The 23,752-nt window shown below is 70.7% G+C and carries 25 protein-coding genes; 10 read left to right on the top strand and 15 right to left on the bottom strand.

Translation table 11 applies throughout. The annotated features are described in order from the left end of the window. Nucleotide 1: 1 nt before the first annotated feature. Genes FK530_RS01865 through FK530_RS01855 form a run of 3 tightly spaced genes read right to left on the bottom strand, consistent with a single transcriptional unit; the run spans nucleotide 2 to nucleotide 3,082 of the window. Entirely contained in the window at nucleotides 2-847 is an 846-nt protein-coding gene (locus FK530_RS01865) for a transglutaminase-like domain-containing protein (RefSeq protein ID WP_146485274.1), read from the bottom strand. After that, a complete protein-coding gene (locus FK530_RS01860; RefSeq protein ID WP_146485623.1) occupies nucleotides 814-1,989 on the bottom strand; it encodes a L,D-transpeptidase in 1,176 nt (391 codons plus the stop codon). Before FK530_RS01860 ends, FK530_RS01865 begins: the two co-directional genes overlap by 34 nt. A gap of 19 nt (nucleotides 1,990-2,008) precedes the next feature. After that, the gene (locus FK530_RS01855; RefSeq protein ID WP_146485273.1) at nucleotides 2,009-3,082 is read right to left on the bottom strand and encodes a UDP-N-acetylmuramate dehydrogenase; all 1,074 of its coding nucleotides are present in this window, start codon (nucleotides 3,080-3,082) and stop codon (nucleotides 2,009-2,011) included. Between the two features lie 24 nt (nucleotides 3,083-3,106). Here FK530_RS01855 and FK530_RS01850 point away from each other — a divergent pair, with 24 nt between their 5' ends. The 6 genes from FK530_RS01850 (at nucleotide 3,107) to FK530_RS01825 (ending at nucleotide 8,279) form a co-directional block, all read left to right on the top strand. Then, a complete protein-coding gene (locus tag FK530_RS01850) occupies nucleotides 3,107-3,634 on the top strand; it encodes a DUF2505 domain-containing protein (RefSeq protein ID WP_146485272.1) in 528 nt (175 codons plus the stop codon). Nucleotides 3,635-3,653: 19 nt separating this feature from the next. Further along, entirely contained in the window at nucleotides 3,654-4,160 is a 507-nt protein-coding gene (locus FK530_RS01845) for a DUF2505 domain-containing protein (RefSeq protein WP_146485271.1), read from the top strand. Nucleotides 4,161-4,163: 3 nt separating this feature from the next. After that, nucleotides 4,164-4,952: a class I SAM-dependent methyltransferase gene (locus tag FK530_RS01840; protein WP_146485270.1), complete on the top strand. Its 789-nt coding sequence runs from the start codon at nucleotides 4,164-4,166 to the stop codon at nucleotides 4,950-4,952. 126 nt (nucleotides 4,953-5,078) lie between these two features. Continuing rightward, the gene (locus FK530_RS01835; RefSeq protein ID WP_146485622.1) at nucleotides 5,079-5,885 is read left to right on the top strand and encodes a carbon-nitrogen hydrolase family protein; all 807 of its coding nucleotides are present in this window, start codon (nucleotides 5,079-5,081) and stop codon (nucleotides 5,883-5,885) included. A 17-nt stretch (nucleotides 5,886-5,902) separates the two neighbouring features. Then, nucleotides 5,903-6,988: an LmeA family phospholipid-binding protein gene (locus tag FK530_RS01830; protein ID WP_158645003.1), complete on the top strand. Its 1,086-nt coding sequence runs from the start codon at nucleotides 5,903-5,905 to the stop codon at nucleotides 6,986-6,988. A 1-nt stretch (nucleotide 6,989) separates the two neighbouring features. Continuing rightward, nucleotides 6,990-8,279 (top strand): cytochrome P450, encoded by a 1,290-nt coding sequence (locus FK530_RS01825; protein WP_146485268.1) that lies wholly within the window; start codon nucleotides 6,990-6,992, stop codon nucleotides 8,277-8,279. Nucleotides 8,280-8,307: 28 nt separating this feature from the next. On the opposite strand, the gene deoC is transcribed toward FK530_RS01825, so the two are convergent. Further along, nucleotides 8,308-9,024 (bottom strand): deoxyribose-phosphate aldolase, encoded by a 717-nt coding sequence (deoC, locus tag FK530_RS01820; RefSeq protein ID WP_146485267.1) that lies wholly within the window; start codon nucleotides 9,022-9,024, stop codon nucleotides 8,308-8,310. A 7-nt stretch (nucleotides 9,025-9,031) separates the two neighbouring features. On the opposite strand from deoC, the gene purU reads away from it, so the two are divergent. Then, nucleotides 9,032-9,907 carry a formyltetrahydrofolate deformylase gene (gene purU, locus FK530_RS01815; protein WP_146485266.1) on the top strand — a complete coding sequence of 292 codons (876 nt, stop codon included), beginning with the start codon at nucleotides 9,032-9,034 and terminating at the stop codon, nucleotides 9,905-9,907. A 24-nt stretch (nucleotides 9,908-9,931) separates the two neighbouring features. Here the strand turns inward: purU and FK530_RS01810 are convergent, their stop codons facing one another. The 5 genes from FK530_RS01810 to FK530_RS01790 form a co-directional block, all read right to left on the bottom strand. Beyond that, on the bottom strand, nucleotides 9,932-10,984 hold the full coding sequence (locus FK530_RS01810; RefSeq protein WP_146485265.1) for an alpha/beta fold hydrolase: 1,053 nt from the start codon (nucleotides 10,982-10,984) through the stop codon (nucleotides 9,932-9,934). 24 nt (nucleotides 10,985-11,008) lie between these two features. Further along, nucleotides 11,009-11,308 carry a DUF2516 family protein gene (locus tag FK530_RS01805; protein ID WP_146485264.1) on the bottom strand — a complete coding sequence of 100 codons (300 nt, stop codon included), beginning with the start codon at nucleotides 11,306-11,308 and terminating at the stop codon, nucleotides 11,009-11,011. Nucleotides 11,309-11,382: 74 nt separating this feature from the next. After that, nucleotides 11,383-12,012, bottom strand: coding sequence for a heparin-binding hemagglutinin (locus tag FK530_RS01800; RefSeq protein ID WP_146485263.1), 630 nt, complete (start codon nucleotides 12,010-12,012; stop codon nucleotides 11,383-11,385). Further along, nucleotides 12,009-12,389, bottom strand: coding sequence for a helix-turn-helix domain-containing protein (locus FK530_RS01795; RefSeq protein ID WP_068522853.1), 381 nt, complete (start codon nucleotides 12,387-12,389; stop codon nucleotides 12,009-12,011). The genes FK530_RS01800 and FK530_RS01795 overlap by 4 nt, the downstream gene beginning before the upstream one ends. A gap of 85 nt (nucleotides 12,390-12,474) precedes the next feature. After that, complete coding sequence (locus FK530_RS01790) at nucleotides 12,475-13,698, bottom strand: DUF445 domain-containing protein (RefSeq protein ID WP_146485621.1); 1,224 nt, start codon at nucleotides 13,696-13,698, stop codon at nucleotides 12,475-12,477. A 167-nt stretch (nucleotides 13,699-13,865) separates the two neighbouring features. On the opposite strand from FK530_RS01790, the gene FK530_RS01785 reads away from it, so the two are divergent. Continuing rightward, a complete protein-coding gene (locus FK530_RS01785) occupies nucleotides 13,866-14,720 on the top strand; it encodes a polyphosphate kinase 2 family protein (RefSeq protein WP_146485262.1) in 855 nt (284 codons plus the stop codon). A gap of 51 nt (nucleotides 14,721-14,771) precedes the next feature. Here the strand turns inward: FK530_RS01785 and FK530_RS01780 are convergent, their stop codons facing one another. Both FK530_RS01780 and FK530_RS01775 read right to left on the bottom strand, forming a co-directional pair. Further along, nucleotides 14,772-16,001 carry a low temperature requirement protein A gene (locus tag FK530_RS01780; RefSeq protein WP_146485261.1) on the bottom strand — a complete coding sequence of 410 codons (1,230 nt, stop codon included), beginning with the start codon at nucleotides 15,999-16,001 and terminating at the stop codon, nucleotides 14,772-14,774. A 99-nt stretch (nucleotides 16,002-16,100) separates the two neighbouring features. Beyond that, nucleotides 16,101-16,850 carry an SDR family oxidoreductase gene (locus FK530_RS01775; protein WP_146485260.1) on the bottom strand — a complete coding sequence of 250 codons (750 nt, stop codon included), beginning with the start codon at nucleotides 16,848-16,850 and terminating at the stop codon, nucleotides 16,101-16,103. A gap of 123 nt (nucleotides 16,851-16,973) precedes the next feature. Here FK530_RS01775 and FK530_RS01770 point away from each other — a divergent pair, with 123 nt between their 5' ends. Beyond that, complete coding sequence (locus tag FK530_RS01770) at nucleotides 16,974-17,858, top strand: LysR family transcriptional regulator (RefSeq protein WP_146485259.1); 885 nt, start codon at nucleotides 16,974-16,976, stop codon at nucleotides 17,856-17,858. A 7-nt stretch (nucleotides 17,859-17,865) separates the two neighbouring features. On the opposite strand, the gene FK530_RS01765 is transcribed toward FK530_RS01770, so the two are convergent. The 4 genes from FK530_RS01765 to aceA form a co-directional block, all read right to left on the bottom strand. Further along, on the bottom strand, nucleotides 17,866-18,618 hold the full coding sequence (locus FK530_RS01765; RefSeq protein ID WP_146485258.1) for a class I SAM-dependent methyltransferase: 753 nt from the start codon (nucleotides 18,616-18,618) through the stop codon (nucleotides 17,866-17,868). Nucleotides 18,619-18,636: 18 nt separating this feature from the next. After that, nucleotides 18,637-19,581 carry an NAD(P)/FAD-dependent oxidoreductase gene (locus FK530_RS01760; RefSeq protein WP_146485257.1) on the bottom strand — a complete coding sequence of 315 codons (945 nt, stop codon included), beginning with the start codon at nucleotides 19,579-19,581 and terminating at the stop codon, nucleotides 18,637-18,639. A gap of 73 nt (nucleotides 19,582-19,654) precedes the next feature. Beyond that, on the bottom strand, nucleotides 19,655-20,524 hold the full coding sequence (locus tag FK530_RS01755) for a 3-hydroxybutyryl-CoA dehydrogenase (RefSeq protein WP_146485256.1): 870 nt from the start codon (nucleotides 20,522-20,524) through the stop codon (nucleotides 19,655-19,657). A gap of 86 nt (nucleotides 20,525-20,610) precedes the next feature. Further along, nucleotides 20,611-21,903 carry an isocitrate lyase gene (aceA, locus tag FK530_RS01750; RefSeq protein WP_146434360.1) on the bottom strand — a complete coding sequence of 431 codons (1,293 nt, stop codon included), beginning with the start codon at nucleotides 21,901-21,903 and terminating at the stop codon, nucleotides 20,611-20,613. A gap of 402 nt (nucleotides 21,904-22,305) precedes the next feature. Between aceA and ramB the strand changes: the two genes are divergently transcribed. Continuing rightward, nucleotides 22,306-23,706: an acetate metabolism transcriptional regulator RamB gene (gene ramB, locus FK530_RS01745; RefSeq protein WP_146485255.1), complete on the top strand. Its 1,401-nt coding sequence runs from the start codon at nucleotides 22,306-22,308 to the stop codon at nucleotides 23,704-23,706. Nucleotides 23,707-23,752: the final 46 nt, after the last annotated feature.

The raw sequence follows: 23,752 nt of genomic DNA, 5'->3' as shown, positions 1-23,752 counted from the left end.
CTCAGGCGATGGGGATCAGGGCGCGCGGGTCGTCGGCGGGGAGCGGCGCGGCGGACTCGGCGGTCACCGTCAGGCGCTCGAACCGGATGGAGCCGCCGTGATTGTCGAGGAAGGCGATGTCGGCGGCGTCGCGGCCGGTGGCGATCCGCACCATGGCGGCGCGCGGGGCGAGCCCGGTCGCGTCGAGCACCCACCAGCGCCCGTCGACCATGACCTCGGCGACGGCGTGGAAGTCCATCGGATCGCAGCCGGGCGCGAAGACCGCGCTCATCCGCGCGGGCAGCTTCAGCGCGCGGAGCAGCGCGATCGTCAGGTGCGCGTAGTCACGGCAGACGCCGGCGGAGGCGAGCAGGGTGTCGGAGGCGCCGTCGACGGAACGGCTGGCGCCGGGGAGGTAATCGAGCCGCCCCGCGACGAACTCCCGCACCGCCACAGCACGTTGTGCATCGCCGGCCACGCCGGCGAACTGCTTCGCGGCGAAGCCGTAGAACCGGTCGACCTCGCAGTACCGCGAGGGCCGCAGGTACAGCGACCGCAGGTACTCGTCGACGGGCTCCGGCGCTGCGAACCCCGCGACCTGCGCGTGGTACTCGAGCAGCACCTTCCCAGGACCGGCGTCGACGCGATGGATGCGGCCGCCGTGCGGCCCGACGACCTCATGGACGGGCAGCGGCGCACCGTCGAGCGTGACGCCCAGCGACTCCTGCACCTGCAGGCCTGGCACCCGCGCCACGGTCGCCTGGTACTCGAGGACCGTGGGCGCGAGGACCGTGCACGCCACCCGGGCGGACATCCTCCGCGCGCCGGGGACCACTAGTTCTTCGACAGCGCCGACTTCGATTGCCACGTCGGCCAGTCTAGGGTCCAGTCGTAGATGTCCCCGTCGGCCTCCGACAGCTCGATCGACGTGCCCGTGACCTCGACCGGGTCACCGAACAGCGCGCTCTGGAAGTAGCGCTGCGCATCCTCGAGCGAGAGGTTGATGCAGCCGTTGGTGACGTTGGTGCTGCCCTGGTTCCCGACGGTCTGCGGGTTGGCGTGGATGAACTCGCCGTTGTTGGAGATCCGCACCGCGAAGCGCTCGTGCACGTTGAAGTACCCGGCCGCGGGGTTGGACATGTAGAAGTCCTCGTGCTTCTCGCTCACCACGTGGATGCCGGAGCGCGTGACGTTGCGCGGCAGGTCGCCCTCGCCGTACGAGCAGGGCAGGTCCAGGAAGACCTGGTCGCCACGCATCACCAGGATGCGGTGCGACGGCGCCGAGGCCTTGACGATCTGCGAGCGGCCCACGACGAACGAACTGGTCACGTCGCTGGCGCCGTACTTGCCGTCGCCGTGGTCGAGGCCGTAGAGCTTGCCGTTCATCGTCACCCTGGTGTTCGGCTTGTAGTACTCGCGAGGGCGCCAGTGCGCGCGGGAGCCGTTGTCCTCGGGCAGCCAGGCCCACGCGCCCTCGGTGTGCGGGGTCGTGGTGACCTCGAGCGCCTTCTCGACCGCGGCCTTGTCCTCGACGGTGCCGGCGAACTTGAGGATCAGCGGCGCCGCGATACCGACCTCGGCGTCGTCGGCGATGTTGATCTGGACGGACATGGTCGCGTCGGGCGAGACGACGGAGACCTCGCCGTCGAGGCTCGCCCAGGTGCCGGCCACGCCGTCGGCCGCGCCGGACCACCGGTAGGTGGCGCCGAAGCCGAGGGGCTCGGCCGTCGAATAGGTCACACCGTCGGGCGACGCGGTCAGTTCGACCCTTTTGCCCGACTGGGTGTTGATCAGTGCGACGCCGGGACGGAAGCTGCCGCCCCGCACGCGCACCGAGACGGTGTCGCGGGGACCGATCTTCTTCCCGTCCGCCGGCGAGTACTCGAACGTGGGGCCATCCGCCCTGGTCTCGGCGGTGCCGCCGTCCCGGGTGCAGGCGGTCGCGACGACGGCGACCGTCGCCGCGGCACCGCCGAGGAAGGCGCGCCGACCCAACGGCGCGCGAAACATGTCGAACACCGTATGAATTCTACGGGCGCAGCGGAGGAAGCTCCGCACCCACGAGGACGGGCTCGGGCCGCAGCTCGACGCCGAACCGGGCGAACACCCCATCCCGGACCTCGGCCGCCAGGGCGAGCAGCTCCGCCGTCGTGCCCGTGCCGCGGTTGGTCAGCGCGAGCGTGTGCTTCGTCGACAGCGAGACGCCCGCCCGGCCGCCGTCGTAGCCCTTGTGGAAGCCCGCGCGCTCGATCAGCCAGCCCGCCGAGAGCTTCGTCCCGTCCGGCGCGGGGTACTGCGGCGTGCTCTCGCCCGTCGCCTCCTCGATCCCGGCGACGGTCGCCTCCGCCGCCGCGGCGGGCACCACCGGGTTGGTGAAGAAGGAGCCGACGCTCCAGGTGTCGTGATCGGCCGGGTCGAGGACCATGCCCTTGCCGCGGCGCAGCGTCAGCACGTGCTCGCGCGCGTGGGCGGGGTCGACGGTGGCGCCGGGCTCCGCGCCCAGCGCGCGGGCGAGCTCGCCGTAGCGGATCGGCGCGGAGGCACCGTCGGTCAGCGCGAACCGCACGCGGAGTACGACGTCGGCGGGGCCGGAGCCGGCCGCGCCGGGTGCCTCGTGCTGCTTGAGGCGCGACGTGCGGTACGCCAGGCCCAGCGTCTCGGGCGCGACCCACGCCGTCTCGCCGGTGGCGCGGTGGTAGAGCTCGACGGCGTCCAGCCACGCGGACACCTCGACGCCGTACGCGCCGACGTTCTGCACCGGCGTCGCGCCCGCGGACCCGGGGATGCCGGAGAGGCACTCGAGGCCGCCGAGACCCGCCGCGACGGACGCGGCGACGACGTCGTCCCAGACGGCGCCCGCGTCGGCGGTGAGGACGGTGCCGTCGATCGCGACCTCGTCGTGCGCCAGGTGCACGACGGTGCCGGCGAAGCCCTCGTCGGCGATCACCAGGTTCGATCCGCCGCCGACCAGCATCACCGGCTCACCGGCGGCGTCGCAGCGGGCGACGGCCTCGGCGACCGCGGCGGCGGAATCGCAACGCAGATAGGCGCGGGCGGGACCGCCCAGACGCAGCGTGGTCAACTCCGATAGCAGTTCAGGCACCCCGCAACGGTAACGTGTCTCCTCATGACCACCCGCCTCGAGCGCTCGCTCGATTACGCCACCAGTCCGGCCGCGCTGCACGCCGCGTTCACCGACGACGCGTACTGGCCCGCCCGCGTGGCCGAGGTCGGCGGCGAGGGTGCGCGCGTCGCGGAGCTGAACATCACCGGCGAGGGCGCGGGCCGGTCGGTCCGCGTGCTCGTCGTGCACGTGATCGGCGAGGACAAGTTGCCGCCCGTCGTGACCGCGGTCCGGCCCGGCGGCCTGGAGATCCACCGCGTCGAGGAGTGGGGCCCGTTCGACGGAACCCGCTGCGAGGGCCGCTTCTCCGCCGACATCCAGGGCGTCCCGGCGCAGCTGTCCGGTACGGCCGTCCTGGAGGCGAGCCCCGGCTCCGACGGCGCCGCCGCGCGCATCACCGCCGACGGCGAGGCCAGCGTCTCGATCCCCTTCGTGGCGAAGAAGGTCGAGTCCCTGGTGGTCGAGAACCTGCAGGAACTGATGGAGTCGGAGCGCGATTTCACGTTGGCCTGGATCGCCGAGCGGTCCTGACGCGATAGGCTCAGCCCTCATGGCACGACGTCTCAGCTATTCGGCGCGCTTCCCGTTCCCCGCCGAGGTCTTCTACAACGCGTACTCCACCAAGGAGTACTGGACCGAGAAGATGACCGACTTCCGCAACCTCACGCCGCTGTCCGAGCTCTCCGAGTTCGACGTCGACGACGAGGGCATCACGGTCGTCCAGAAGCAGAACCTGCCGCACGAGTACCTGCCGCCGATCGCGCAGGGCGTCGTGAAGAAAGACATGATCATCACGCGCGAGGAGTTCTACGGCGCGTGGGACGGCGAGAACTCCGTCGGCGACTACAAGGCGTCGATCCCCGCCGGCCCCGGCTCGCTCAAAGGCGAGGCCTCGCTGTTCAACACCGAGACCGGCTGCACCATGCGCTACACCACCGTGGTGAAGGTCTTCGTGCCGTTCGTGGGCACCAAGCTCGAGCAGCTCATCCTCATCAACCTCGTGGACCTCTTCCGCGCCGAGGCCGAGTACCTCAAGTACTGGGTCGACAAGAACTGACCCGTGCCTCCTGAGGGGCGCATCACCCGCGGCACCACGGGCCTGAATCGCCTGCGCCGCAGCGACCGTTGGTCGGTGCAGTCCCCCGCGGTGCTGGCCGCGCTCCGGGGGCCGTCGCCACTCGCGGTCGACGTGGGCTACGGCGCGCGCCCGAACACGACGCTCGAGTGGGCGGGCTGGCTGCGTCGCGTCAACCCGTCCGTGCGGGTAACCGGCCTGGAGATCGACCCCGCCCGCGTGGTCCCCGGCCGCGACGGCGTGGACTTCGCCCGCGGCGGCTTCGAGCTCGCGGGCCTGCGTCCGAACCTCGTCCGGGCGTTCAACGTGCTGCGCCAGTACGACGAGTCCGAGGTGCGCGACGCCTGGGCGATGGTGACCGAGCGGCTCGCGCCCGGCGGGGTCTTCATCGAGGGCACGTGCGACGAGCTGGGCCGACGGTGCTGCTGGCTCACGTTGGGCGCGCCCGGCGCTGGTACATCCGGGCTGCCGGTGCCGCGCTCGCTGACCCTCGCCTGGCACCCCGGGTACAGCGAGCACCCGTCGGACCTGGCCGAGCGGCTGCCGAAGGCTCTCATCCACCACAACGTCCCCGGCGAGCGCATCCACGCCCTGCTGACGCTCGCGGACCGCTGCTGGGACGAGGCCGCCGGCTACGCGACGTACGGCAACCGGGTGCGCTGGCGCGCCGCCGCGGCGCTGCTGGAGGAGCGGACCGACGGGGCCGCCCGCGCGCCCCGTCGCCCGGTGCGCGACAGCCTGCTCACCGTCGACTGGGAGCTCGTCGCGCCGTAGCCGCTCACGATGTCGACTTCTGGAGCGTCGGAGGTGTCGTGACGCACGTCCACGTGCCCAGAAGCCGACATCGTGAGCGCGGAGCCTTATCGAGCACGAGTCAGTAGTGTGGTGCGCATGACATCGCTGACCGTCGCGCTGGCCCAGATCGAGGCCACCACGGACCCGGCGGCCAATGCCGCGCTGGTCGAGGACGGTCTGCGCCGCGCCGCGGAGGCCGGTGCGCGGCTCGCGGTCTTCCCCGAGGCCACGATGTGCCGGTTCGGGGTGTCGCTGACGCCGGTCGCCGAGCCGCTCGACGGGCCGTGGGCGACGCGCATCGCGGAGCTCGCGCACGCCACGGGCGTGCACGTCGTCGCGGGCATGTTCACCCCCGCCGCCGACGGCCGCGTCCGCAACACGCTGCTGTCGGTCTCCCCCGACGGCACCCGCACCGCCTACGACAAGATCCACCTCTACGACGCCTTCGGCTTCGCCGAGTCGCGCACCGTCGAGGCGGGTGAGCACGCGGCGCTCATCGACGTCGACGGTGTGACCGTGGGTCTGAGCACCTGCTACGACCTGCGGTTCCCCGCCCTCTACCAGGCGCTCGCCGACGCCGGCGCCCAGGTGATCGTCGCGCCCGCGTCGTGGGGCGACGGCCCCGGCAAGCTCGACGCCTTCACCACGCTGGCCCGCGCGCGGGCGCTCGACTCCACGACCTACGTCGTCGCCGTCGACCAGGCGCGACCGTCCGACCCGGACCCCGGGGCCGCGCCGCGCGGCGTGGGCGGCTCGCTCGCCGTCGGACCCGACGGTGCCGTGCTCGCCTCCGCCGGCACCGGGCCGGAACAGCTCGTCGTCGACCTGCCGCTCGGGCGGGTCGACGAGGTGCGGGCGGCGCTGCCCGTGCTCGCCAACCGCAGGGACTTCACCGTCGCCACCCAGGGATGAGGAACAATCTAACGCCGATGGATACGAACCCGAACACCCCGCAGAACCCCGGCCCGCAGAACTCCGGCCCGCAGGACCCGAACCTGACGCGACCGATCGCCCCGGCCGACCGGCAGCAGCAGTCGCAGCAGCAGCCCCCGCAGGTGGGCGCTCCGCAGCAGCCCGGCCCGCAGGACGGCCTGACCCGGCCGATCGAGTCCGCGCAGCGCCCGTCGGGCGCGCACGCGCGGCCTGAGGGCGCGATGCCCGGCGCGGCACAGCAGGGCCGGCCGCCGCAGCAGGCAGGTCCGCAGGGGCAGCCCGGTCAGCCGCCGGTCCCGCCCACGCAGATCCCGCCCACCGGCCCCGGCGGCCAGGGTGGGGGCGGCGGCACGCCGCCGAAGAAGCGCTCCACGGGCAAGCTCATCGGCCTCACCGCCGCCGGCGTCGTGGCGCTGCTGGTGATCGTGCTCGTCGGCTCCGAGCTGTACATCCGCAATCACGTGCAGAACTGCCTCGCCGACAACATCAAGAGCGGCACCAAGGCGAACGACGTCAAGGTCAGCTTCGAGAAGACCCCGATGCTGATCCAGAACGCGAGCGGCAAGATCCCGTCGATCGACATCCAGGTCGACGGCATGCAGGGCACGCCGGGCCTCAATGCCCACATCCTGCTCAAGGGGGTCGAGCCCAGCGGCGACAACAAGGTCGACGACGCGACGATCCTCGGCACCTTCACGGCCGACGGCATCAAGAACAAGGTCGTGGCCTCGCAGGTGATCACCGACCCCAAGGTCGTGCTGAACTCCTCCGCGAACCAGATCGAGGTCAGCGGCACCGCCGTGATCCTCCCGGTCACGGTGAACCTCAAGCCCACCATCAAGGACAACAAGGTGGTGCTCACGGCGAGCAAGGCTTCGGTCTTCGGCATCGGCGTGCCCGACGATCTGGCGCAGCAGCTCATCAGCGCCGTCGCGGACATCCCCACCCCGAAGGGCCTGACCGCCAGCGACTTGAAGATGACCGACGAGGGCATCTCGCTGCGCTACTCCGGCCAGAACGTCCTCCCGAAGGACATCGAGAGCGGCGGCGACGTGGGCGCCACGAACTGCTCGGTGCTCTGACATGCTGCCGGCGGCGCTCGCCACCCGCGTGCGCTGGGGGATCCTGCACGGGCTCCCCCGGCGCGCGCTGCCGCGGCGCGCCGCGCGCGGCGACCGCATGGCGCAGATGCTGCTCGGTTACGGGGAGCCGGGCTCGCAGTACGCGACCTTCGACGCCCTGCGCGCCGAGGGGCCGCTCGTGCGCAGCGAGGTGGGCGCCACCACCGCCGACCACGCGGTGTGCCGCGAGGTGCTGCGCGACCAGCGCTTCGGCACCGTGCAGCCGGCCGACTTCGGTTTCCCACGGCCGCTGCTGCGCGTCCTGGAACGGACCGACCTGGAGCTGCCCAATCCCGTCGAGCCGCCGTCGATGCTGGTGAGCGAGCCGCCGGCGCACACCGCATATCGGCATCCCATCGCGCGGACCTTCACGCCCCGCTCCATCGAGCAGCTCACCGACCGGGCCCGCACGGTGACCGCCGCGCTCCTGGACGCGATGGCCGACGAGCCCTCGCCCGACCTCGTCCGCGACTTCGCGGCGAAGCTGCCCGTCACCATGATCGGGCGGCTCCTGGGCCTGCCCGAGGAGGACGACGAGTACATGCTCGAGTGGGGCGAGGCGGCGGCGCCGCTGCTCGACCCGGGGCTGTCGTGGCCGGTCTACCGGCGCTCTCAGGTCGCGCTGACCGGCCTGCGCGCGTACCTCACGGACCATTTCGCGCGCGTGCGCGCCGATCCCGGCGCCGACCATCCGTTCGCGCTCCTGGCCTCCAGCGGCGAGCTGACCGACCGCGAGCTCATCGCCAATGCCGCGCTGCTCATCGGCGCGGGCTTCGAGACCACGGTGAACCTGATCGGCAACGGCATCGTCGAGCTGCTGGCGCACCCGGAACAGCTGGCGATCCTGCGGGAGCGCCCCGAGCTGTGGCCGAACGCCGTCGAGGAGATCCTGCGCTTCTCCAGCCCCGTCCAGCGCACCGCCCGCGTCGCGCGGGAGGACGTGGAGCTCGCCGGGTTCGCGATCCCGCGCGGCACGATGGTCTCGCTGCAGCTCGCCGGGGCGAACCGGGACCCGAAGGTCTTCGACCGGCCGCACGAGTTCGACGTCACGCGCGCCGAGGCGAAGAAGAACGTGAGCTTCGGCTACGGCATCCACGCCTGCATCGGCGCCGCGCTCGCGCGGATGGAGGCCGCCGTCGCCCTGTCCGCGCTGTTCGAGCGGTACCCCTCGGTCACGCTGTCCGACGGTGCGCGGCACCGCGGGCTCTCCACGCTGTACGGCTACGCCACGCTCCCGGCGCGCCTGGGCTGAGCGCGGCGCACCGTCGGGCCGGACGGAGTTACTCCGGGAAGCCGGCGAGCACGGCCCGCGAGCCGGAGAGGCCGAGCCGGCTGGCGCCTGCGTCGATCATCTCCTGCGCGGCCTCGGCGGTGCGGATGCCGCCCGAGGCCTTCACGCCGACGTCGGGCCCGACAGCCGCGCGCATGATGCCGACCGCCTCGGCGGACGCGCCGCCCGACGGGTGGAAGCCGGTGGAGGTCTTGACGAAGGTGGCGCCGCCCTTGACGGCGCGCTTGCACACCTCGGTGAGCAGGTCGGCGTCGCCGAACTCCAGCAGCGCGGCGGACTCGACGATGACCTTGAGCACCGGGTCGGCGCCGATGGCCTCGCGGACGGTGAGCACGTCGGAGAAGACGCGGTCCAGCTCCCCGGCCAGCGCGAGCCCGACGTCGATCACCATGTCGACCTCGTGCGCGCCCTCCTCGATCGCCATCCGCGACTCGGCGGCCTTGATGAGCGTGTGGTGCTTGCCCGAGGGGAATCCGGAGACCACGCAGGTCCGCGGTGCCCAGCGACCGGCGGCGAGGGCGGCCTCCTGGGCGTCGATCGCGGCGCGCAACGGCAGCATCGACGGCGACAGGCAGACCGCGTAGACGCCCAGGTCCAGGCCCTCCTGGTAGGCGGCGGCCGCGGCCGCCTCGGTGGCCTCGGGCTTGAGCAGCGTGTGATCGACGAGGGCGGCGACTTCGGAGCGTGTGAGCACGTTTGAGACGATACCGGTCGTGACCCGCGATACACGCTACGTCCTCACGCTCGGCTGCCCGGACACCACGGGCATCGTCGCGCGCATCTCGACCTTCCTCGCCGACGTGGGCGGATGGATCGTCGAGGCCGGTTACCACTCAGACCAGGATTCCGGCTGGTTCTTCACGCGCCAGGCCGTGCGGGCGGATTCGGTGTCGCTGCCGCTGGAGGAGCTGCGGGAGCGGTTCGCGGCCGAGGTCGCCGCCGAGTTGGGCCCCGAGACCGAGTGGCGGCTGACCTCGAGCACGGAGCCCAAGGACATCGTCGTGCTGGTGAGCAAGGAGGGGCACTGCCTGCACGACCTCGTCGGGCGGGTGGCGACGGGGGAACTGAACGCGCGCATCGCGGCAGTGATCGGCAATCACGAGGACCTGCGCGACTTCGTGGAGCGCCTCGACATCCCGTTCCACCACGTGCCCTTCCCGGGCGCGGGCGAGGACAAGTCGGCGGCCTTCGCTCGCGTCGCGGAACTCACCGATGCCCTGAATCCGGACGCGGTCGTGCTCGCCCGGTTCATGCAGGTGCTGCCCGCCGAGCTGTGCGAGGCGTGGGCGGGGCGGGCGATCAACATCCACCACAGCTTCCTGCCGAGCTTCATCGGCGCGCGGCCGTACCACCAGGCCTTCGCGCGCGGCGTGAAGCTGATCGGGGCGACCTGCCATTACGTGACGGCGGACCTCGACGCGGGGCCGATCATCGAGCAGGACGTCGCGCGCGTGGACCACGCCGACGCCGCGGCCGACATGGTGCTGCGCGGCCGCGACATCGAGAAGGTCGTGCTCGCGCGCGGCCTGCGCTGGCACCTGGAGAACCGGGTGCTGGTGCACGGCCGCAAGACGGTCGTCTTCTCCTGACGCCCGCCCGCGTCCGACGGCGCGCTACTCCGGCGCCCCGGAGGCGACGGGGCGGCCGTCGAGGATGGAGTCCAGCAGGGCGTTGAGCTTCTCCGGCTGCTCGAGCGGCAGCATGTGGCCGGAGTCGCGGATCACGGCGAAGCGATCGAGCGTGCCGGCGACGCGGAGCTCACCGGCGATGATGTCGGCATCGGCGGGCGGGGTCAGGTGGTCGAACTGGCCCACCACGACCGACGTCGGGATCGTGATCTTGCGCAGGCCCTCGGTGACGTCGACCGTCGCCAGGATGTGGCCCCACTCGCCGCGCACGTCCGGCGGGCACGCGGCGATCATGTCCTCGGTGTAGCGCACCGCACCGTAGGAGGCGTAGCCGCACAGCGCGGTGTACCGGATGATGGCGGTGTGCAGGCGGTTGTGCCGGACGGCGACGTTCGCGCCGAGGATCGCATCGCCCAGTTTCAGGGTGGTACGGGGCGCGATCCTGGTGAGACCGGCGAGCGGCGTGGCGCCCGCGAAGCCGACGACGGCGTCCTTGGCGTAGGTGGAGATCAGCACCGCGTGATGGGCTCGCTCGGCCACCTCGTCGGTGTACTTGTCCGCCCAGGCCATGATGGTGATCGCGCCCATGCTGTGCCCGACGAGCAGCGCCTTGCGCCCCTCCGGCACGTGCGCCGCGAGGACGGCGTGCAGATCGTCCGCGAGGACGGGGGCGGCGTAGGCGAAGGCACCCGGCTCGGACTCGCCGTGACCGCGCTGGTCGTAGGCGACGACGCGGAAGCCCCGGCCGACGAGGTGCTCGACCTGGCGCGGGAAGTTGGTGAGGTTGCACGTCCAGCCGTGGATGAGCACGGCGATCGGGCCGTCCTCCGGTCCCCACACCCGGGTGTGCAGGCGGGTGCCGTCGCCGGAGACGACGACGCCGTCCTCGTGCGGGCCGTCGTAATCCTCGATCAGCTTGGCGTTCGCCGGCTCCGCCGGGGACGACAGCGCGTAGGCGGCGACGCTCGCGGCGATGGCGGCGGCACCGGCGCCGAGGGCACCGGCGGCGCCGACGACGAGCTTCCTGGAGATCTTCATGCTGGCAACCTTACTAACTAAAGCTCAATAGCGCGGGCGGCGGACCTCATCGAGCTTCGGCTTCACATCGAGGAGGTACACCAGGATGCCGATGGCCCCGAGGACGGTGCCCATGTAGTTCAGACCGGCCAGCACGAGGAGCAGGCACAGGAGCAGGACCAGCATCCAGCCCTTCTTCTGCCACTTCCCCGCGGCCGTGAAGGCGTCGGCGGGGGCGCGCAGCGCGTGGATGATCGAGAACACCGCCGCCGCGAGCAGCGCGAGCGTGATCACGAGGTAGGCGAGCGCACTCGCGGTGTTCAATCCGGTCAGGAAGACGTCCATGACACCAGCCTAAAGGTCGGGCGCCCGGCGGCAGTGCCGCCGGGCGCCCGGGGTGGAGCTGTGGGTGACGCGGATTACGCGTCGGCCTTCTTGGCGGCCGGCTTCGGGGCGGCCTTCTTCACGGCGGCGGTGGCCTTCTCGGTGGTCTCCTTGACGGCGGCCTCGGCCTTGTCGGCGGCGGCCTCGGCCTCGTCGCCCGCGCGGCCGACCAGCTTGGCGGCGCGCTCGCCGACCTGCTTGGTGGCGGTGGCGACCTGGCCCAGCGAGGACTCGGTCAGCTCGACGGCCGAGTTGTAGGCCTTGGTGGCCTGCTCGGTGGCGTCCTCGATCACGGAGCCGGACGTGAGCCGCTCGAAGGCGGTCTCACCGCGCTCGGCGAGCGACTCGTAGATGTCGGTGGCGACCTGGATGTACGCGGCGGCGACCTTGCGGAGCTCGTCGGCGGTGAACTTGGCGCGCAGCTCGTCGACGTCCTTGGGCAGGCCGTCCTTGGCCTCGGTCAGCTTGGTCTGCGCGGAGCCGGCGGCCTCCTCGACCTTGGCCTGGGCCTCCTCGACCTTGGTCTGGAAGTCCTTCGACGCGTCGGTGGCGGCGGCGCGCAGCTTCTCGACGACCTCGGAGACGGCCTCGTAGGCGTAGTCACCGGCGCCGAGAGCGGCGAACAGGGGGGTCTTCAGGTCGTCGAGGGTGTTCTGCTCGGTCATGGGGTGATCTCCTTCAATGCAGTCTCGTTCTCGCGGCGGAAGCTCTCGTAGATCTCGAGGAGTGCCTGCTTCTGCCGCTCGGTGATGGTCGTGTCCGCGATCAACGCGTCGCGCACCGGCGATTCCGGACGCTCCTCGAGGATCCCGGCCTGTACGTAGAGCACCTCCGCCGAGAGCCGCAACGCTTTGGCGATCTGCCCGAGCACGTCGGCCGACGGTCGTCGGAGCCCCCGCTCGATCTGGCTCAGGTACGGGTTGGAAACCCCCGCCCGTTCGGCCAGCTGCCGGATGGACACCTCCGCCGCGAGACGCTGCGCCCGAATGAACGCTCCGATGTCAGATCCCGAATTCTCAACGGTCTCTTCGTCGCTCGTCATATCCGGTCTCCCGTCTGCGCGGCTGACACCACGCTAACAGCTAGTGCTAGCTCTTGCAAGCAGTTTGCTAGCAGAGTGATTTCAATCAGAAGAAGATCTGGGTGATCGAGTAGATCACCAGGCCCGCGATCGAGCCCACGACGGTGCCGTTGATCCGGATGAACTGCAGGTCACGTCCCACGGCGAGCTCGATCTTGTCCGAGGCCTCGTCGGCGTCCCACCGCGCGACGGTGTCCGTGATGATCGATGTGATCTGGCTCGCATAGTTCTCGACGAGGTGCCGCACCGAGCGGTCGACCCAGAAGTCGACCTTGTCGCGCAGCGCCTGATCGTCGCGCAGCCGCACACCGAACCGGGCCGCGGACTCGCTGAACTTCTCCCGCAGCGTGGAATCCGGATCCTCGACGGAGGCCTCGATCATCCGTTTCGCCGCGCGCCACGCCGCCTGCGCTGCGGTGCGCACCTCCTCGCGGCCCATGAGCTCGGCCTTGACGTCCTCGACCTTGGCGATCGTGCGCGGGTCGTGCTGCAGATCGGAGGCGAAGTCCCACAGGAAGGTGCTCATCGCCTGCCGCACCTCGTGGTCCGGGTCGCTGCGCACCTTCCACGTGAACTCGACCAGCTCGCGGTAGATCCGCTCCCCCAGCAGTGAGTTGACGAACTTGGGCGACCACTGCGGACCGTCGGTGTCCACGATCTTGTCGATCACGCCCTGACTGCCCAGGGCCCAGTGGTGCGCGCGCTCGGCGAGCAGGTTGATCAGCGGCAGCTGGCGCTGCTCCTGCAGCAGCGTCTCGACGAGCCGCCCGACGGGCGGCCCCCACTCCGGCTCCGCCAGGCGCTTGATGATCGTCGAGTTGAGCACCGCCTCGACGTCCTCGTCGCGCAGCACCTCGCTCATCACCTTGACCAGCTTCGCCGCCTCGGCACCCAGCTTCTGCGAGTTCTCCGGGTCGGCCATCCAGTTCGCGACGCGGCCGCTCAGGTCGAGCGAGCCCACCTTCTCGGCGATCACCTCGGGCGTGAGGAAGTTGCTCTCCACGAAGCCGCCGAGCGCGTCGCCCAGCTGGTCCTTCTTGCGCTTGATGATGGCCGTGTGCGGGATCGGCAGGCCCAGGGGGTGCCGGAACAGGGCCGTCACCGCGAACCAGTCCGCGAGGCCGCCGACCATGCCCGCCTCGGCCGCGGCCTTGACGTAGCCGACCCACGGCCCAGCGATCGGGAGGTTCGCGCCCTTCGTATCGAGGTACTCGCAGAACAGGTAGATGATCGCCGCGCCGATGAGGAAGGAGAGGGCGAGCGCCTTCATCTTGCGCAGGTCGCGCTTCTTCTGCTCGTCGGGCGTGCCGCCGAACGGACTCGCCGGAACGCGGGACGAACCCGTCCCGGACGACTGCGGGGATCCCGCGGGAGATGACACCGTCACGAGTCGATCTTGCACGAAGATCACCCCGGTGCGCCGGATAGGGTGACTCCATGGCGAACGACAACGGTTGGTCCGGTTCCGCATCCGCAGCTCTGCGCTGGCACCCGGGCTCCCTGGTCCAGGACATCGACACCTCCGGCAAGCCCGGTTTCGACGGTGACAAGGCCCTCGGCGAGAAGCTCCTCGCGGAGCGCGGAGCCCGGCTCTCGGAGCTGCAGGAGCTGTTGTACGCGAACGGCCGGTCGGGCGATCACCGCTCCGTGCTCCTGGTGCTGCAGGGCATGGACACCGCCGGCAAGGGCGGCATCGTCCGGCACGTGATCGGGATGGTCGACCCGCAGGGCGTGAAGACGGCGTCGTTCGGCAAGCCGACCGAGGAGGAGCTGGCGCACGACTTCCTGTGGCGCATCCACAAGCAGACGCCCAAGGGCGGGCAGATCGGCGTCTTCGACCGCTCGCACTACGAGGACGTGCTGGTGGTCCGCGTGCACGACCTCGTCCCGCAGACCGTCTGGGAGCCGCGCTACGAGATCATCAACAGCTTCGAGGAGGATCTGGCGGCGTCGGGTGTCACCGTCGTCAAGTGCGCGATGTTCGTCTCGCTCGACGAGCAGAAGAAGCGCCTCGCGGAGCGGCTCGACCGGCCCGACAAGTTCTGGAAGTACAACCCGGCAGACATCGACGAGCGCGGCTACTGGCCGAAGTACCAGGAGGCCTACCAGGCCATGCTGGACCGCACCAGCACCGACGGTGCGCCGTGGCACGTCATCCCGGCCGACCGGAAGTGGTTCAGTCGGCTCGCGATCACCGAGCTGCTCATCGAGGCGCTCGAGGGCCTGAACCTCGACTGGCCGCCCGCCGACTTCGACGTCGAGCACGAGAAGGCGCGCCTCGCGCAGGCCTGATCCGGGCCGCAGGCCGACGGTGCCGGGCCGCGCGGGTCCGGCACCGTCGGGCTAGGCCAGGCGCTCGGCCCGGCGCTTGCCGGACCACAGCTCCTCGACGACGACCTGCACCAGCAGCGCGATCGCGCTCCACACCAGCGCGGCCAGCGGCGTGGCCCCCGCGGCGACGGCCGCGACGCCGGCGCCGAGCAGCGCGAGGGTGATCGCCACGGTGACCGCGCGGTGGCCGTCGAACCCGCACAGGTAGGCGTCCATGATCTCGATCCCCAGCACGGCGACGGCCAGCGGAAGGACGAACGCGGAGGCGACCACCACGTTGCTCACGTGCGCCTCGTGCGAGATGCCCAGCGCCTCGACGTGCAGCCCGGCACCGAAGGCCGCGATCGCCATGAAGATCACGATGTGGCCGTAGCCCCAGGCGAAGCACTTGTTGGTGTTGCGCACCAGCGCCTCCCCGACGGGGATCGAGAAGTAGATCCACCAGATCGACAGGTTGAGCACCATCGCCGCGACGCCGAGGACGGCGACGTCGATGCTCCAGCCCTGCGCCTTGAGCAGCGCCTGCAACGCCACGACCGTGCCCACCACGCCCTCGCCGAGCGTGATGATGGTGAGCAGCCCGTAGCGCTCGGCGATGTGGTGCGGATTCCACGGGGTGCGCTCGCGCCGCTCGGCGATGTACGGCCCGCCGAGCTCGACGACGAACAGGACGACGCCGATGCCGACGAACTGCGCAAGCGTCAGCGGCGCGAAAGCGCTGAAGATCCAACCGATCTGGGCGACGGTGATCGCGATGATGTACGTGACGGCGGCCTTGCGGTACTGCGGCGAGGAGATAGCCACGCGGGCCCACTGCGAGAGCAGCGCGACGCGCATCACCACGTAGCCGATCACCAGCACCGTGTTGTTCGGCTGTTCGTGCGCGACGATCGAGGCGAAGAAGGGCTCGACGCCGAGGCCCATGATGCAGACACCGAGCATCTGCAGCATGGTCACCGCGCGGAAGAGCCAGTCATCGGTGTCGAAGGCCGACGCCATCCAAGTGAAGTTGATCCACGCCCAGACCGCCGCGAAGGCGCACAGCCCGAAGCCCAGGAAGGCCGCCAGGTAGTGCGCCTCCGCGATCGCGTCCGCCAGCTGCACCCCGGCGAGCGAGAAGACCACCACGAAGGTGAGGTCGAAGAACAACTCCAGCGTGGTGGCCGTCCGGCCCTCCTCGTGGGGGTCGCGTCCCGCCATCCGGGTCAAGCGGCGGCGCAAAGCCGACGGTCCATCAGTCACGGAAGATCTCCTGCTCGTCGCCCAAGTTCGTGATCGCGTTCGTGATCGCACGAAACGTCGATCATCGTAGGCCGCGTGGATCGGCGGCGCGCGCCGATGTCAGCGCGTGGTGTAGCCGCCGTTCGCGAACAGCGTCTGACCGGTGATCCAGTGGCCGTCGGTCGAGAGGAAGTCGACGATCGGCGCGATGTCCTCGATGAACGTGAGGCGGTTGCCCATTCCCTGCGACTTGTGGAACTCGACGCGCTCGGGCGTCTCCTGGCCGTAGAAGAAGGGCGTGTCCATCGGGCCGGGGGCGATGGCGTTGACGCTGATCCCGCGCGTGCCGAACTCCTTGGCCGCGGCGCGGTTGAAGTGCTCCACCGGCGACTTACCGCCCGCGTAGGTGGAGTAGCCGTCGGTGAAGGCGCCGAGCAGCGCGGTCACGATGGTGATCAGCGTGCCGTCGTCGTTGAGGGTGCGGCCCGCCTCCTTGATGAAGAAGTACGCCGCCTTGGCGTTGATGTCGAGCATCGAGTCGTACTCCTCCTCGCTGGTCTCGAGGATGGGCTTGCGCAGCACCTTGCCGACGGTGTTCACGGCCACGTCCACGCCGCCGAACTCGGCGACGGCCGCGTCGAACAGCTCGGTGACCTTGGCGGGCGCGGTGAGGTCGCCCTGAAACAGGAGCGCCTTGCCGCCCGCGGCCTCGACGGCGGCCGCGGTCTCGCGCGCCTCCGCCTCCGACGACGGGCTGTTGTAGTGCACCGCGACGTTCGCGCCCAGGCCGGCCAGGTGGCGGCTGACCAGGCCACCGAGGTTCTTGCCGCCACCGGCGACGACCGCGGTCTTCCCTGCGAGCTTCGTCATGAATGTCTCTCCTTCGTCGGGTTGGTGAAACCTTTGCAATACCCAACATACGAGCCCGACCATCAACTGACAATCGAAACTTTCCGGTCTATTCACCAATCCTATTTGTGAGATGCTGGTCGGGTGACCACCCCCGACCTCCGACGTCTCGAGCAGTTCGTGGCCGCGATGGAGGAGCCCTCGCTCGCCGCCGCGGCCGCCCGCCTGCACCTGAGCCAGCAGGCACTCTCGGCCGCGCTGCGCCAGCTGGAGCGCGAGCTCGGCACGCCGCTGTTCACGCGGTCCGGGCGTCGCCTCGCACCCACCGCCGCCGCCCGCTCGCTATACGACGGTGCGCCGTCCGTCCTGTCCGGCGCCCGGCTGCTCGCGGCGCGAGCGCGGGACGCGGGCGCGGAGAAGCCGCGGGGCTTCGTCGTGGGGCGCAGCCCCGCCGTCACCGCCGACGAGGCCTACGAGCTGCTGGAACCCCTCATCGTGCAGGAGGATTCACCGTCGATCACGGTGCGGGAGCTGTTCCCGTCGGCAATGACCTCCGAGCTGGAGGAGGGCACCGTCGACCTGGTGCTCCGGCGGGGCGTCGCGCTGCCCGAGCGGCTGGCCGGGGTGACGATCGGCTACCACCGGATGCGCGTCGCGCTGCATCGCGACCATCCGCTCGCGGGCCGCGAGTCGCTCGCGCTGGCGGACCTCGCCGCGTCGCCCATCGTGGTGTGGGCGCCGCCGCACGCCTCGTTCTACACGGATTTCCTCGTCGCGCAGTGCCGGCGCGCGGGCTTCGAACCGGACCTGCTGGTGAACCGCGTGCAGGGCACGCCGCCCGCGACGGCCGTGCTGACCTCGCCGCACGCCGCGGCCTTCGTGACCGACGACACCGGGCCCCGGTTCGGGGGCCGGGCCGTCGTCGTCGAACTCGACGACGCCCCGCAGGTCCCGGTCCAGGCGCTGTGGCTGCCCCACACGACCGACCCGCTCCGGACCGCGTTGTTGGCGGCCTATCCCCCGGCCTGAGGTCCGATCACTGCGGCTTGCGGGCCGTCACGAACTGCCCCTGCCCGCTGACCGTCTGCTGCACGTCGGCGAGGCCGTAGTCGCGCAGCCAGCCGGTGATCTCGTCCTTGCCGAACCAGCGGAAGCCCGAGACCCGCTCCGCGGTCGACGAGCCGAGGACGGAGGTGAGCGGCGTCTGCAGCGAGGTGAACAGCGCCACCCGGCCGCCCGGCCTCGTCACCCGGCAGATCTCCCGCACGGCGAGGCGCGGCGCCGGGATCAGGTACAGCGCGGCCAGGCAGACCACCGTGTCGAAGGTGTCGTCCGGAAAGGGCAGCTCGAGAGCGCTGCCGCGCACGTAGGCGACGCGATCGCCCGCGTTATCGCGGACGGCGCGCTGCAGCATGGCGTCGGAGACATCGAGCCCCACCACCACGCCCTCGCCGCTGAGCTTGCGGGCCAACGGTCTCGTGTACAGCCCGGGCCCGCACGCGACGTCGAGGAGCTTCTGATCGCCGCGGCCCGTGAGCTCGTCGAGCAGCACGTCGGTCCGGCTCAGCGTGCCCGAGCCGCCGAGGCTGAACAGCCGGGTGAACGCGGGCCGCCACGCCTTCTCGTAGACCGCGGCCAGCGCGGGGTTGTGCATGAGCGCGTTGCTCAGCCCCGTCGGCTTCGCGCTGTCGGGCGCGAGCACGTCGAGGTAGCCGTGGCTGCGGTCGGGCTCGCGGCCGAGCCGCTCGGGGTCGAGCAGGGCCTGCACCCGGTCCAGTGCGCTGGTCATGGGGATGACGCTAGCGCCCTACTGCGCGCCCCGGGCCAGGTCGGTCGCGATGTCGCGCTCGAGCAGGTGCGCGCTGATCGCCGTGGCCGCGACGGAACCGGCTCCGGCCGCGACGATCACCTGCGCCATCGGATTCACGACGTTGCCCGCCGCCCACACGCCCGACTGCCCGGCGACCGCACCCATCGGGTCGACGGGGACCGTCGGGAACGGCCCGGCGGCCACGCGCTCGGCGCCGAGCGCCCGCAGCAGCTCGTCCTGCGGCTCCAGCCGCGGGCCGACGAAGACGGCCTCCCGCTCGATCTCGGTGCCATCGGCGAGCCGGACCGCGCGCAGCGCGTCGTCCTCGACGACCAGGCCGGCGACGGCACCGTCGACGATGCGGGTGCCGCGCGCGGAGATCTTCGCGCGGTCGGCGTCGTCGACCTCGAGGCCGTTGGTGAAGAAGATCAGGTCGCGCGACCACTGCGGGATGAGCAGCGCCTGGTGCACCGACATCGCAGCGATCTCCCCGCCGATCACCGCGAGCGGCCGGTCGCGCACCTCGTAGCCGTGGCAGAAGGGGCAGTGCAGCGCGTCGCGGCCGAAGCGCTCGACGACACCGTCGATCGCGGGCAGCACGTCGCGCAGGCCGGTCGCGACCAGCAGGGTGCGGGCGCGCAGTTCCTCGTCGCCGACGGTGACCACGAGGACCTCGCCCTCCCGGCGCACCCCCGTCGCGGCGCCCGCCAGGATGCGCACGCCGTAGGCCTGCGCCTCGCGGCGGCCGATCGCCAGCAGCTCGGCGGGATCGAGGCCGTCGTGGCCGAGGTAGCCGTGCATGTGCTCAGCGGGGGCGTTGCGGGGCGCGCCCGCGTCGACGACGGTGACGGTACGTCGCGCCCGGCCGAGGACCTGCGCGGCGGTGAGCCCGGCGGCCCCGCCGCCGACGATGACGGTGTCCAGGATCTGCGTTTCGTTCATGGATCCACCGTGCTCCAGAAACGGCTGAACCGGCAAGTTTCCTTGCCGGTTCAGCAAACGTTGCGAGCGGAGGCTACTTCGCGGGGTACTCGTAGATGCCGCGGCCCGACTTCTTGCCGACGTAGCCGGCCTCCACCAGGCGCAGCAGCAGCGGCGGCGCGGCGTAGGTGGGCTCCTTGTACTCGGCGTACATCGCATCGGCGATGAACTTCACCGTGTCGAGGCCCACGAGGTCGGCCAGCTTGAGCGGACCCATCGGGTGCGCGCAGCCCAGCATCATGCCCTTGTCGATGTCCTCGGCGGTCGCGAAACCCGACTCGTACATGCGGATCGCCGAGAGCAGGTACGGCACCAAGAGGGCGTTGACGATGAATCCGGAACGGTCCGTCGCGCGCACGACCTGCTTGCCCAGCACCTCGGACGCGAACTGCTCGGCCCGGGCGGCGGCCGCCTCGGACGTCGACAGCGAGCTGATGACCTCGACCAGCGGCAGCACGGGCACCGGGTTGAAGAAGTGCAGGCCCAGCACGCGGCCCGGGTTCTTCGTGGCGGTGGCGATGCGCTGGATCGGCAGCGAGCTGGTGTTGGACGCGAGCACGGCCTCGGGGTCGGTGACGACCTCGTCGAGCTTGCCGAAGATCTCCGCCTTCACGGCCTCGTTCTCGACGATCGCCTCGACCACCAGCTGACGGTCGGCGAAGTCGGCGAGGTCGGTGGTGAAGCGCAGCCGCTCGGCGGCCTGATCGCGCTCACGCTCGGTGATCTTGCCGCTGGACACGGCACGGTCCAGCGACTTGAGGATGCGCGCGCGACCGCCGGCCGCGAGCTCCTCGGTGGCCTCCCAGACCAGCACGTCGGCGCCGGCGCGGGCCGACACCTCGGCGATGCCGCCGCCCATCTGACCGGCGCCCACGACGCCGACCCGCGAAACGGTTTCAGTCATAGCATTGTCCTTCGATATGCGGCAGGCGGCCCGCAACGAGGAATCGTTGCGAGCCGCCTGCCGAGAGTTCTAGACCCAGTCCACGCTTAGTGGAACTGGCCCTCCTCGGTGGAGCCCTTCAGGGCGGCCGTCGAGGTGTTGGGGTCGACGGTGGTGGCGATGCGGTCGAAGTAGCCGGCGCCGACCTCACGCTGGTGCTTGGTGGCGGTGTAGCCACGAGCCTCCGACGCGAACTCGCGCTCCTGCAGGTCGACGTAGGCCGTCATGCCCTCGCGGGCGTAGCCGTAGGCCAGGTCGAACATCGAGTGGTTGAGGGCGTGGAAGCCGGCCAGCGTGATGAACTGGAAGGTGAAGCCCATCGCGCCGAGCTCCTTCTGGAACTTGGCGATGGTCGCGTCGTCCAGCGCCTGCTTCCAGTTGAAGGACGGCGAGCAGTTGTAGGAGAGCAGCTGGTCCGGGAACTCGGCCTTGACGCCCTCGGCGAACTTCTTGGCGACCTCGAGGTCCGGAACGCCGGTCTCCATCCAGATCATGTCCGCGTACGGCGCGTAGGCCTTGGCGCGGGCGATGCAGGGCTCGATGCCGTTCTTGATGTTGTAGAAGCCCTCGGCGGTGCGCTCACCGGTCACGAACGGCTTGTCGCGATCGTCGACGTCCGAGGTGATCAGGGTGGCGGCCTCGGCGTCGGTGCGCGCGATGACGACGGTGGGCGTGTTCGCCACGTCGGCGGCCAGGCGGGCCGAGGTCAGCGTGCGGATGTGCTGCTGGGTGGGGATGAGCACCTTGCCACCGAGGTGGCCGCACTTCTTCTCCGAGGCGAGCTGATCCTCCCAGTGGGTACCGGCGGCACCCGCGGCGATCATGGCCTTCTGCAGCTCGTAGACGTTCAGCGCGCCACCGAAGCCGGCCTCGCCGTCGGCCACGATCGGCACGACCCAGTTGTCGACGGACTTGTCACCCTCGACCCGGGCGATCTCGTCGGCGCGGAGCATGGCGTTGTTGATGCGACGCACGACCGACGGCACCGAGTTGGCCGGGTACAGCGACTGGTCGGGGTAGGTGTGGCCCGAGAGGTTCGCGTCACCGGCGACCTGCCAGCCGGAGAGGTAGATCGCCTTGAGGCCGGCGCGCACCTGCTGCACGGCCATGTTGCCGGTGAGGGCACCCAGGGCGTTGATGTAGGAGCCGTCACCCTTGGTGACGCCGTCCCACAGGATCTCCGCGCCACGGCGAGCGAGGGTGTTCTCCTCGACGACGCTGCCCTGCAGCTCAGCGACCTGCTCGGCGGTGTACTCGCGCGTGATGCCCTTCCAGCGCGGGTTGGTGTCCCAATCCTGCTGGATCTCGGCGGCGGTCCTCGGCTGTCCGACGGTGCTCATTGGCTCCCCGTTCTTCTCTGCGTCGATGTGGATCTGATCGGCTGCCGGGCGGCTGAGCGAGGGTTATCGCTAACCCGATTCGCAGTCCCGGCGTTGCGCCTTCACCTACTGTGCCACACCTAAAGCTGCAGGCCAAGGCGGTCGATGATGCCAAAGCAAGCCATGAAATCACCCTGAAGTTGCTAATCCTGCGAAGACCGAGGGCGAAGTCCGCAGGAAAAAGTACGCCCGTACTGGGAGTTTGCCGAGCCCGGCCGCCGGGCCCCTCCGTCCGGTTCCGACGGTCCGCCGCCGCCGCGCCGCGCGTCGCCGCCGCACTCCTGTGACACACCTCACTGCTAAGGCGCCCGTGAACGCCCGGAACCCGACGGTAGCTGGGCTTCCGCGGCTAATATTCGCTGCATGTCCAAGACCTTCGTGGGGGCACGACTGCGCGGCCTGCGCAAAGAGCGCGGGCTGTCGCAGGCGTCCCTGGCGGAGGCGCTGGAGATCTCGCCGTCGTACCTGAACCAGATCGAGCACGACGTCCGCCCGCTCAGCGTGCCGGTCCTGCTCAAGATCACCGACGTCTTCGGCGTCGACACCTCGTTCTTCAACTCCCAGGACCAGACGCGCCTCATCGCGGAGCTGCGCGAGGTCACGATGGACGTCGACGCACCCACCAGCACCGACGAGCTGTCCGAGCTCGCCCGCGACCACCCCGGCTTCGCCCGCGCGATGGTCGCGCTGCACCGCCGCTACCTCGGCGCCGCGGACCAGCTGGCCCAGGTGACCGACGGCCGCAACGATCCGGGGGCGCGCGGAGCCATCCCCAATCCGCACGAGGAGGTGCGGGACTTCTTCTACCAGCGGCAGAACTACTTCCACGAGCTCGACGTCGCGGCCGAGGAGCTCACCGCGCGGATGCGCATGCACAACGCCGACGTGCGCACCGAGATCGTCACCCGGCTCGAGGCCGTGCACAACGTCTCCATCCGCCGCCGCGTCGACCTCGGCGAGACGGTGCTGCATCGCTACGACCCGCGAACCCGCGTGCTCGAGATCAACCGCCACCTCTCCGGCGGGCAGCAGGTCTTCAAGATGGCGGCCGAACTCGCCTACCTGGAATGCGGCCGGGAGATCGACGCCCTGGTCGACGGTGCCGGGTTCGGCTCCGAGGAGGCCGGCCGGCTCGCCCGCCTGGGGCTGGCCAACTACTACGCCGCCGCCGTCGTGCTGCCGTACACGCAGTTCCACGGCGCCGCGGAGGAGTTCGAGTACGACATCGAGCGGCTGTCCGCGTTCTTCTCGGTGAGTTACGAGACCATCGCGCACCGGCTGTCCACGCTGCAGCGTCCCAACCTGCGCGGCGTGCCGCTGTCCTTCGTGCGCGTGGACCGCGCGGGCAACATGAGCAAGCGGCAGAGCTCCACCGGCTTCCACTTCTCCGCGTCCGGCGGCACCTGTCCGCTGTGGAACGTCTACGAGACCTTCGCCTGGCCGGGCAAGATCATCACGCAGATCGTCGAGATGCCCGACGGCCGCAACTACCTGTGGGTCGCGCGCACCGTCGAGCGACGTGCGGCACGGTACGGGCAGCCCGGCAAGACCTTCGCCATCGGCATCGGCTGCGAGCTGCGGCACGCGCACCGCCTGGTCTACGCCCGCGGCATGGATCTCCACGACGTCACCGCCACCCCCATCGGCGCCGGCTGCCGCGTCTGCGAGCGCGCCGGCTGCCCGCAGCGCGCCTTCCCCGCCATCGGCAAGGCACTCGACATCGACGAACACCGCTCCACCATCTCCCCCTACCTCGTCCGGTAGCCGGGCCCGGCGGTGCCGCTCCGCCGCACCCGCCAGGCGGTAGCGT

Source organism: Tsukamurella conjunctivitidis (genome assembly GCF_007858475.1).
GTDB lineage: Bacteria > Actinomycetota > Actinomycetes > Mycobacteriales > Mycobacteriaceae > Tsukamurella > Tsukamurella conjunctivitidis.
The sequence above is the reverse complement of the archived record's forward strand: the minus strand, read 5'-3'. Positions and strand labels throughout refer to the sequence as shown.

Bases quoted from the DNA above. Each gene is read 5' to 3' on its own strand.
- FK530_RS01830 (WP_158645003.1), top strand. From the start codon at position 5,903: ATGGATACGAACCCGAACACCCCGCAGAACCCCGGCCCGCAGAACTCC.
- FK530_RS01785 (WP_146485262.1), top strand. From the start codon at position 13,866: ATGGCGAACGACAACGGTTGGTCCGGTTCCGCATCCGCAGCTCTGCGC.
- FK530_RS01850 (WP_146485272.1), top strand. From the start codon at position 3,107: ATGACCACCCGCCTCGAGCGCTCGCTCGATTACGCCACCAGTCCGGCC.
- FK530_RS01800 (WP_146485263.1), bottom strand. From the start codon at position 12,012: ATGACCGAGCAGAACACCCTCGACGACCTGAAGACCCCCCTGTTCGCC.
- FK530_RS01790 (WP_146485621.1), bottom strand. From the start codon at position 13,698: ATGAAGGCGCTCGCCCTCTCCTTCCTCATCGGCGCGGCGATCATCTAC.
- FK530_RS01810 (WP_146485265.1), bottom strand. From the start codon at position 10,984: ATGAAGATCTCCAGGAAGCTCGTCGTCGGCGCCGCCGGTGCCCTCGGC.
- FK530_RS01765 (WP_146485258.1), bottom strand. From the start codon at position 18,618: ATGACCAGCGCACTGGACCGGGTGCAGGCCCTGCTCGACCCCGAGCGG.
- FK530_RS01755 (WP_146485256.1), bottom strand. From the start codon at position 20,524: ATGACTGAAACCGTTTCGCGGGTCGGCGTCGTGGGCGCCGGTCAGATG.
- FK530_RS01795 (WP_068522853.1), bottom strand. From the start codon at position 12,389: ATGACGAGCGACGAAGAGACCGTTGAGAATTCGGGATCTGACATCGGA.
- aceA (WP_146434360.1), bottom strand. From the start codon at position 21,903: ATGAGCACCGTCGGACAGCCGAGGACCGCCGCCGAGATCCAGCAGGAT.
- FK530_RS01825 (WP_146485268.1), top strand. From the start codon at position 6,990: ATGCTGCCGGCGGCGCTCGCCACCCGCGTGCGCTGGGGGATCCTGCAC.
- FK530_RS01760 (WP_146485257.1), bottom strand. From the start codon at position 19,581: ATGAACGAAACGCAGATCCTGGACACCGTCATCGTCGGCGGCGGGGCC.
- ramB (WP_146485255.1), top strand. From the start codon at position 22,306: ATGTCCAAGACCTTCGTGGGGGCACGACTGCGCGGCCTGCGCAAAGAG.
- FK530_RS01860 (WP_146485623.1), bottom strand. From the start codon at position 1,989: ATGTTTCGCGCGCCGTTGGGTCGGCGCGCCTTCCTCGGCGGTGCCGCG.
- FK530_RS01805 (WP_146485264.1), bottom strand. From the start codon at position 11,308: ATGGACGTCTTCCTGACCGGATTGAACACCGCGAGTGCGCTCGCCTAC.
- FK530_RS01845 (WP_146485271.1), top strand. From the start codon at position 3,654: ATGGCACGACGTCTCAGCTATTCGGCGCGCTTCCCGTTCCCCGCCGAG.
- FK530_RS01775 (WP_146485260.1), bottom strand. From the start codon at position 16,850: ATGACGAAGCTCGCAGGGAAGACCGCGGTCGTCGCCGGTGGCGGCAAG.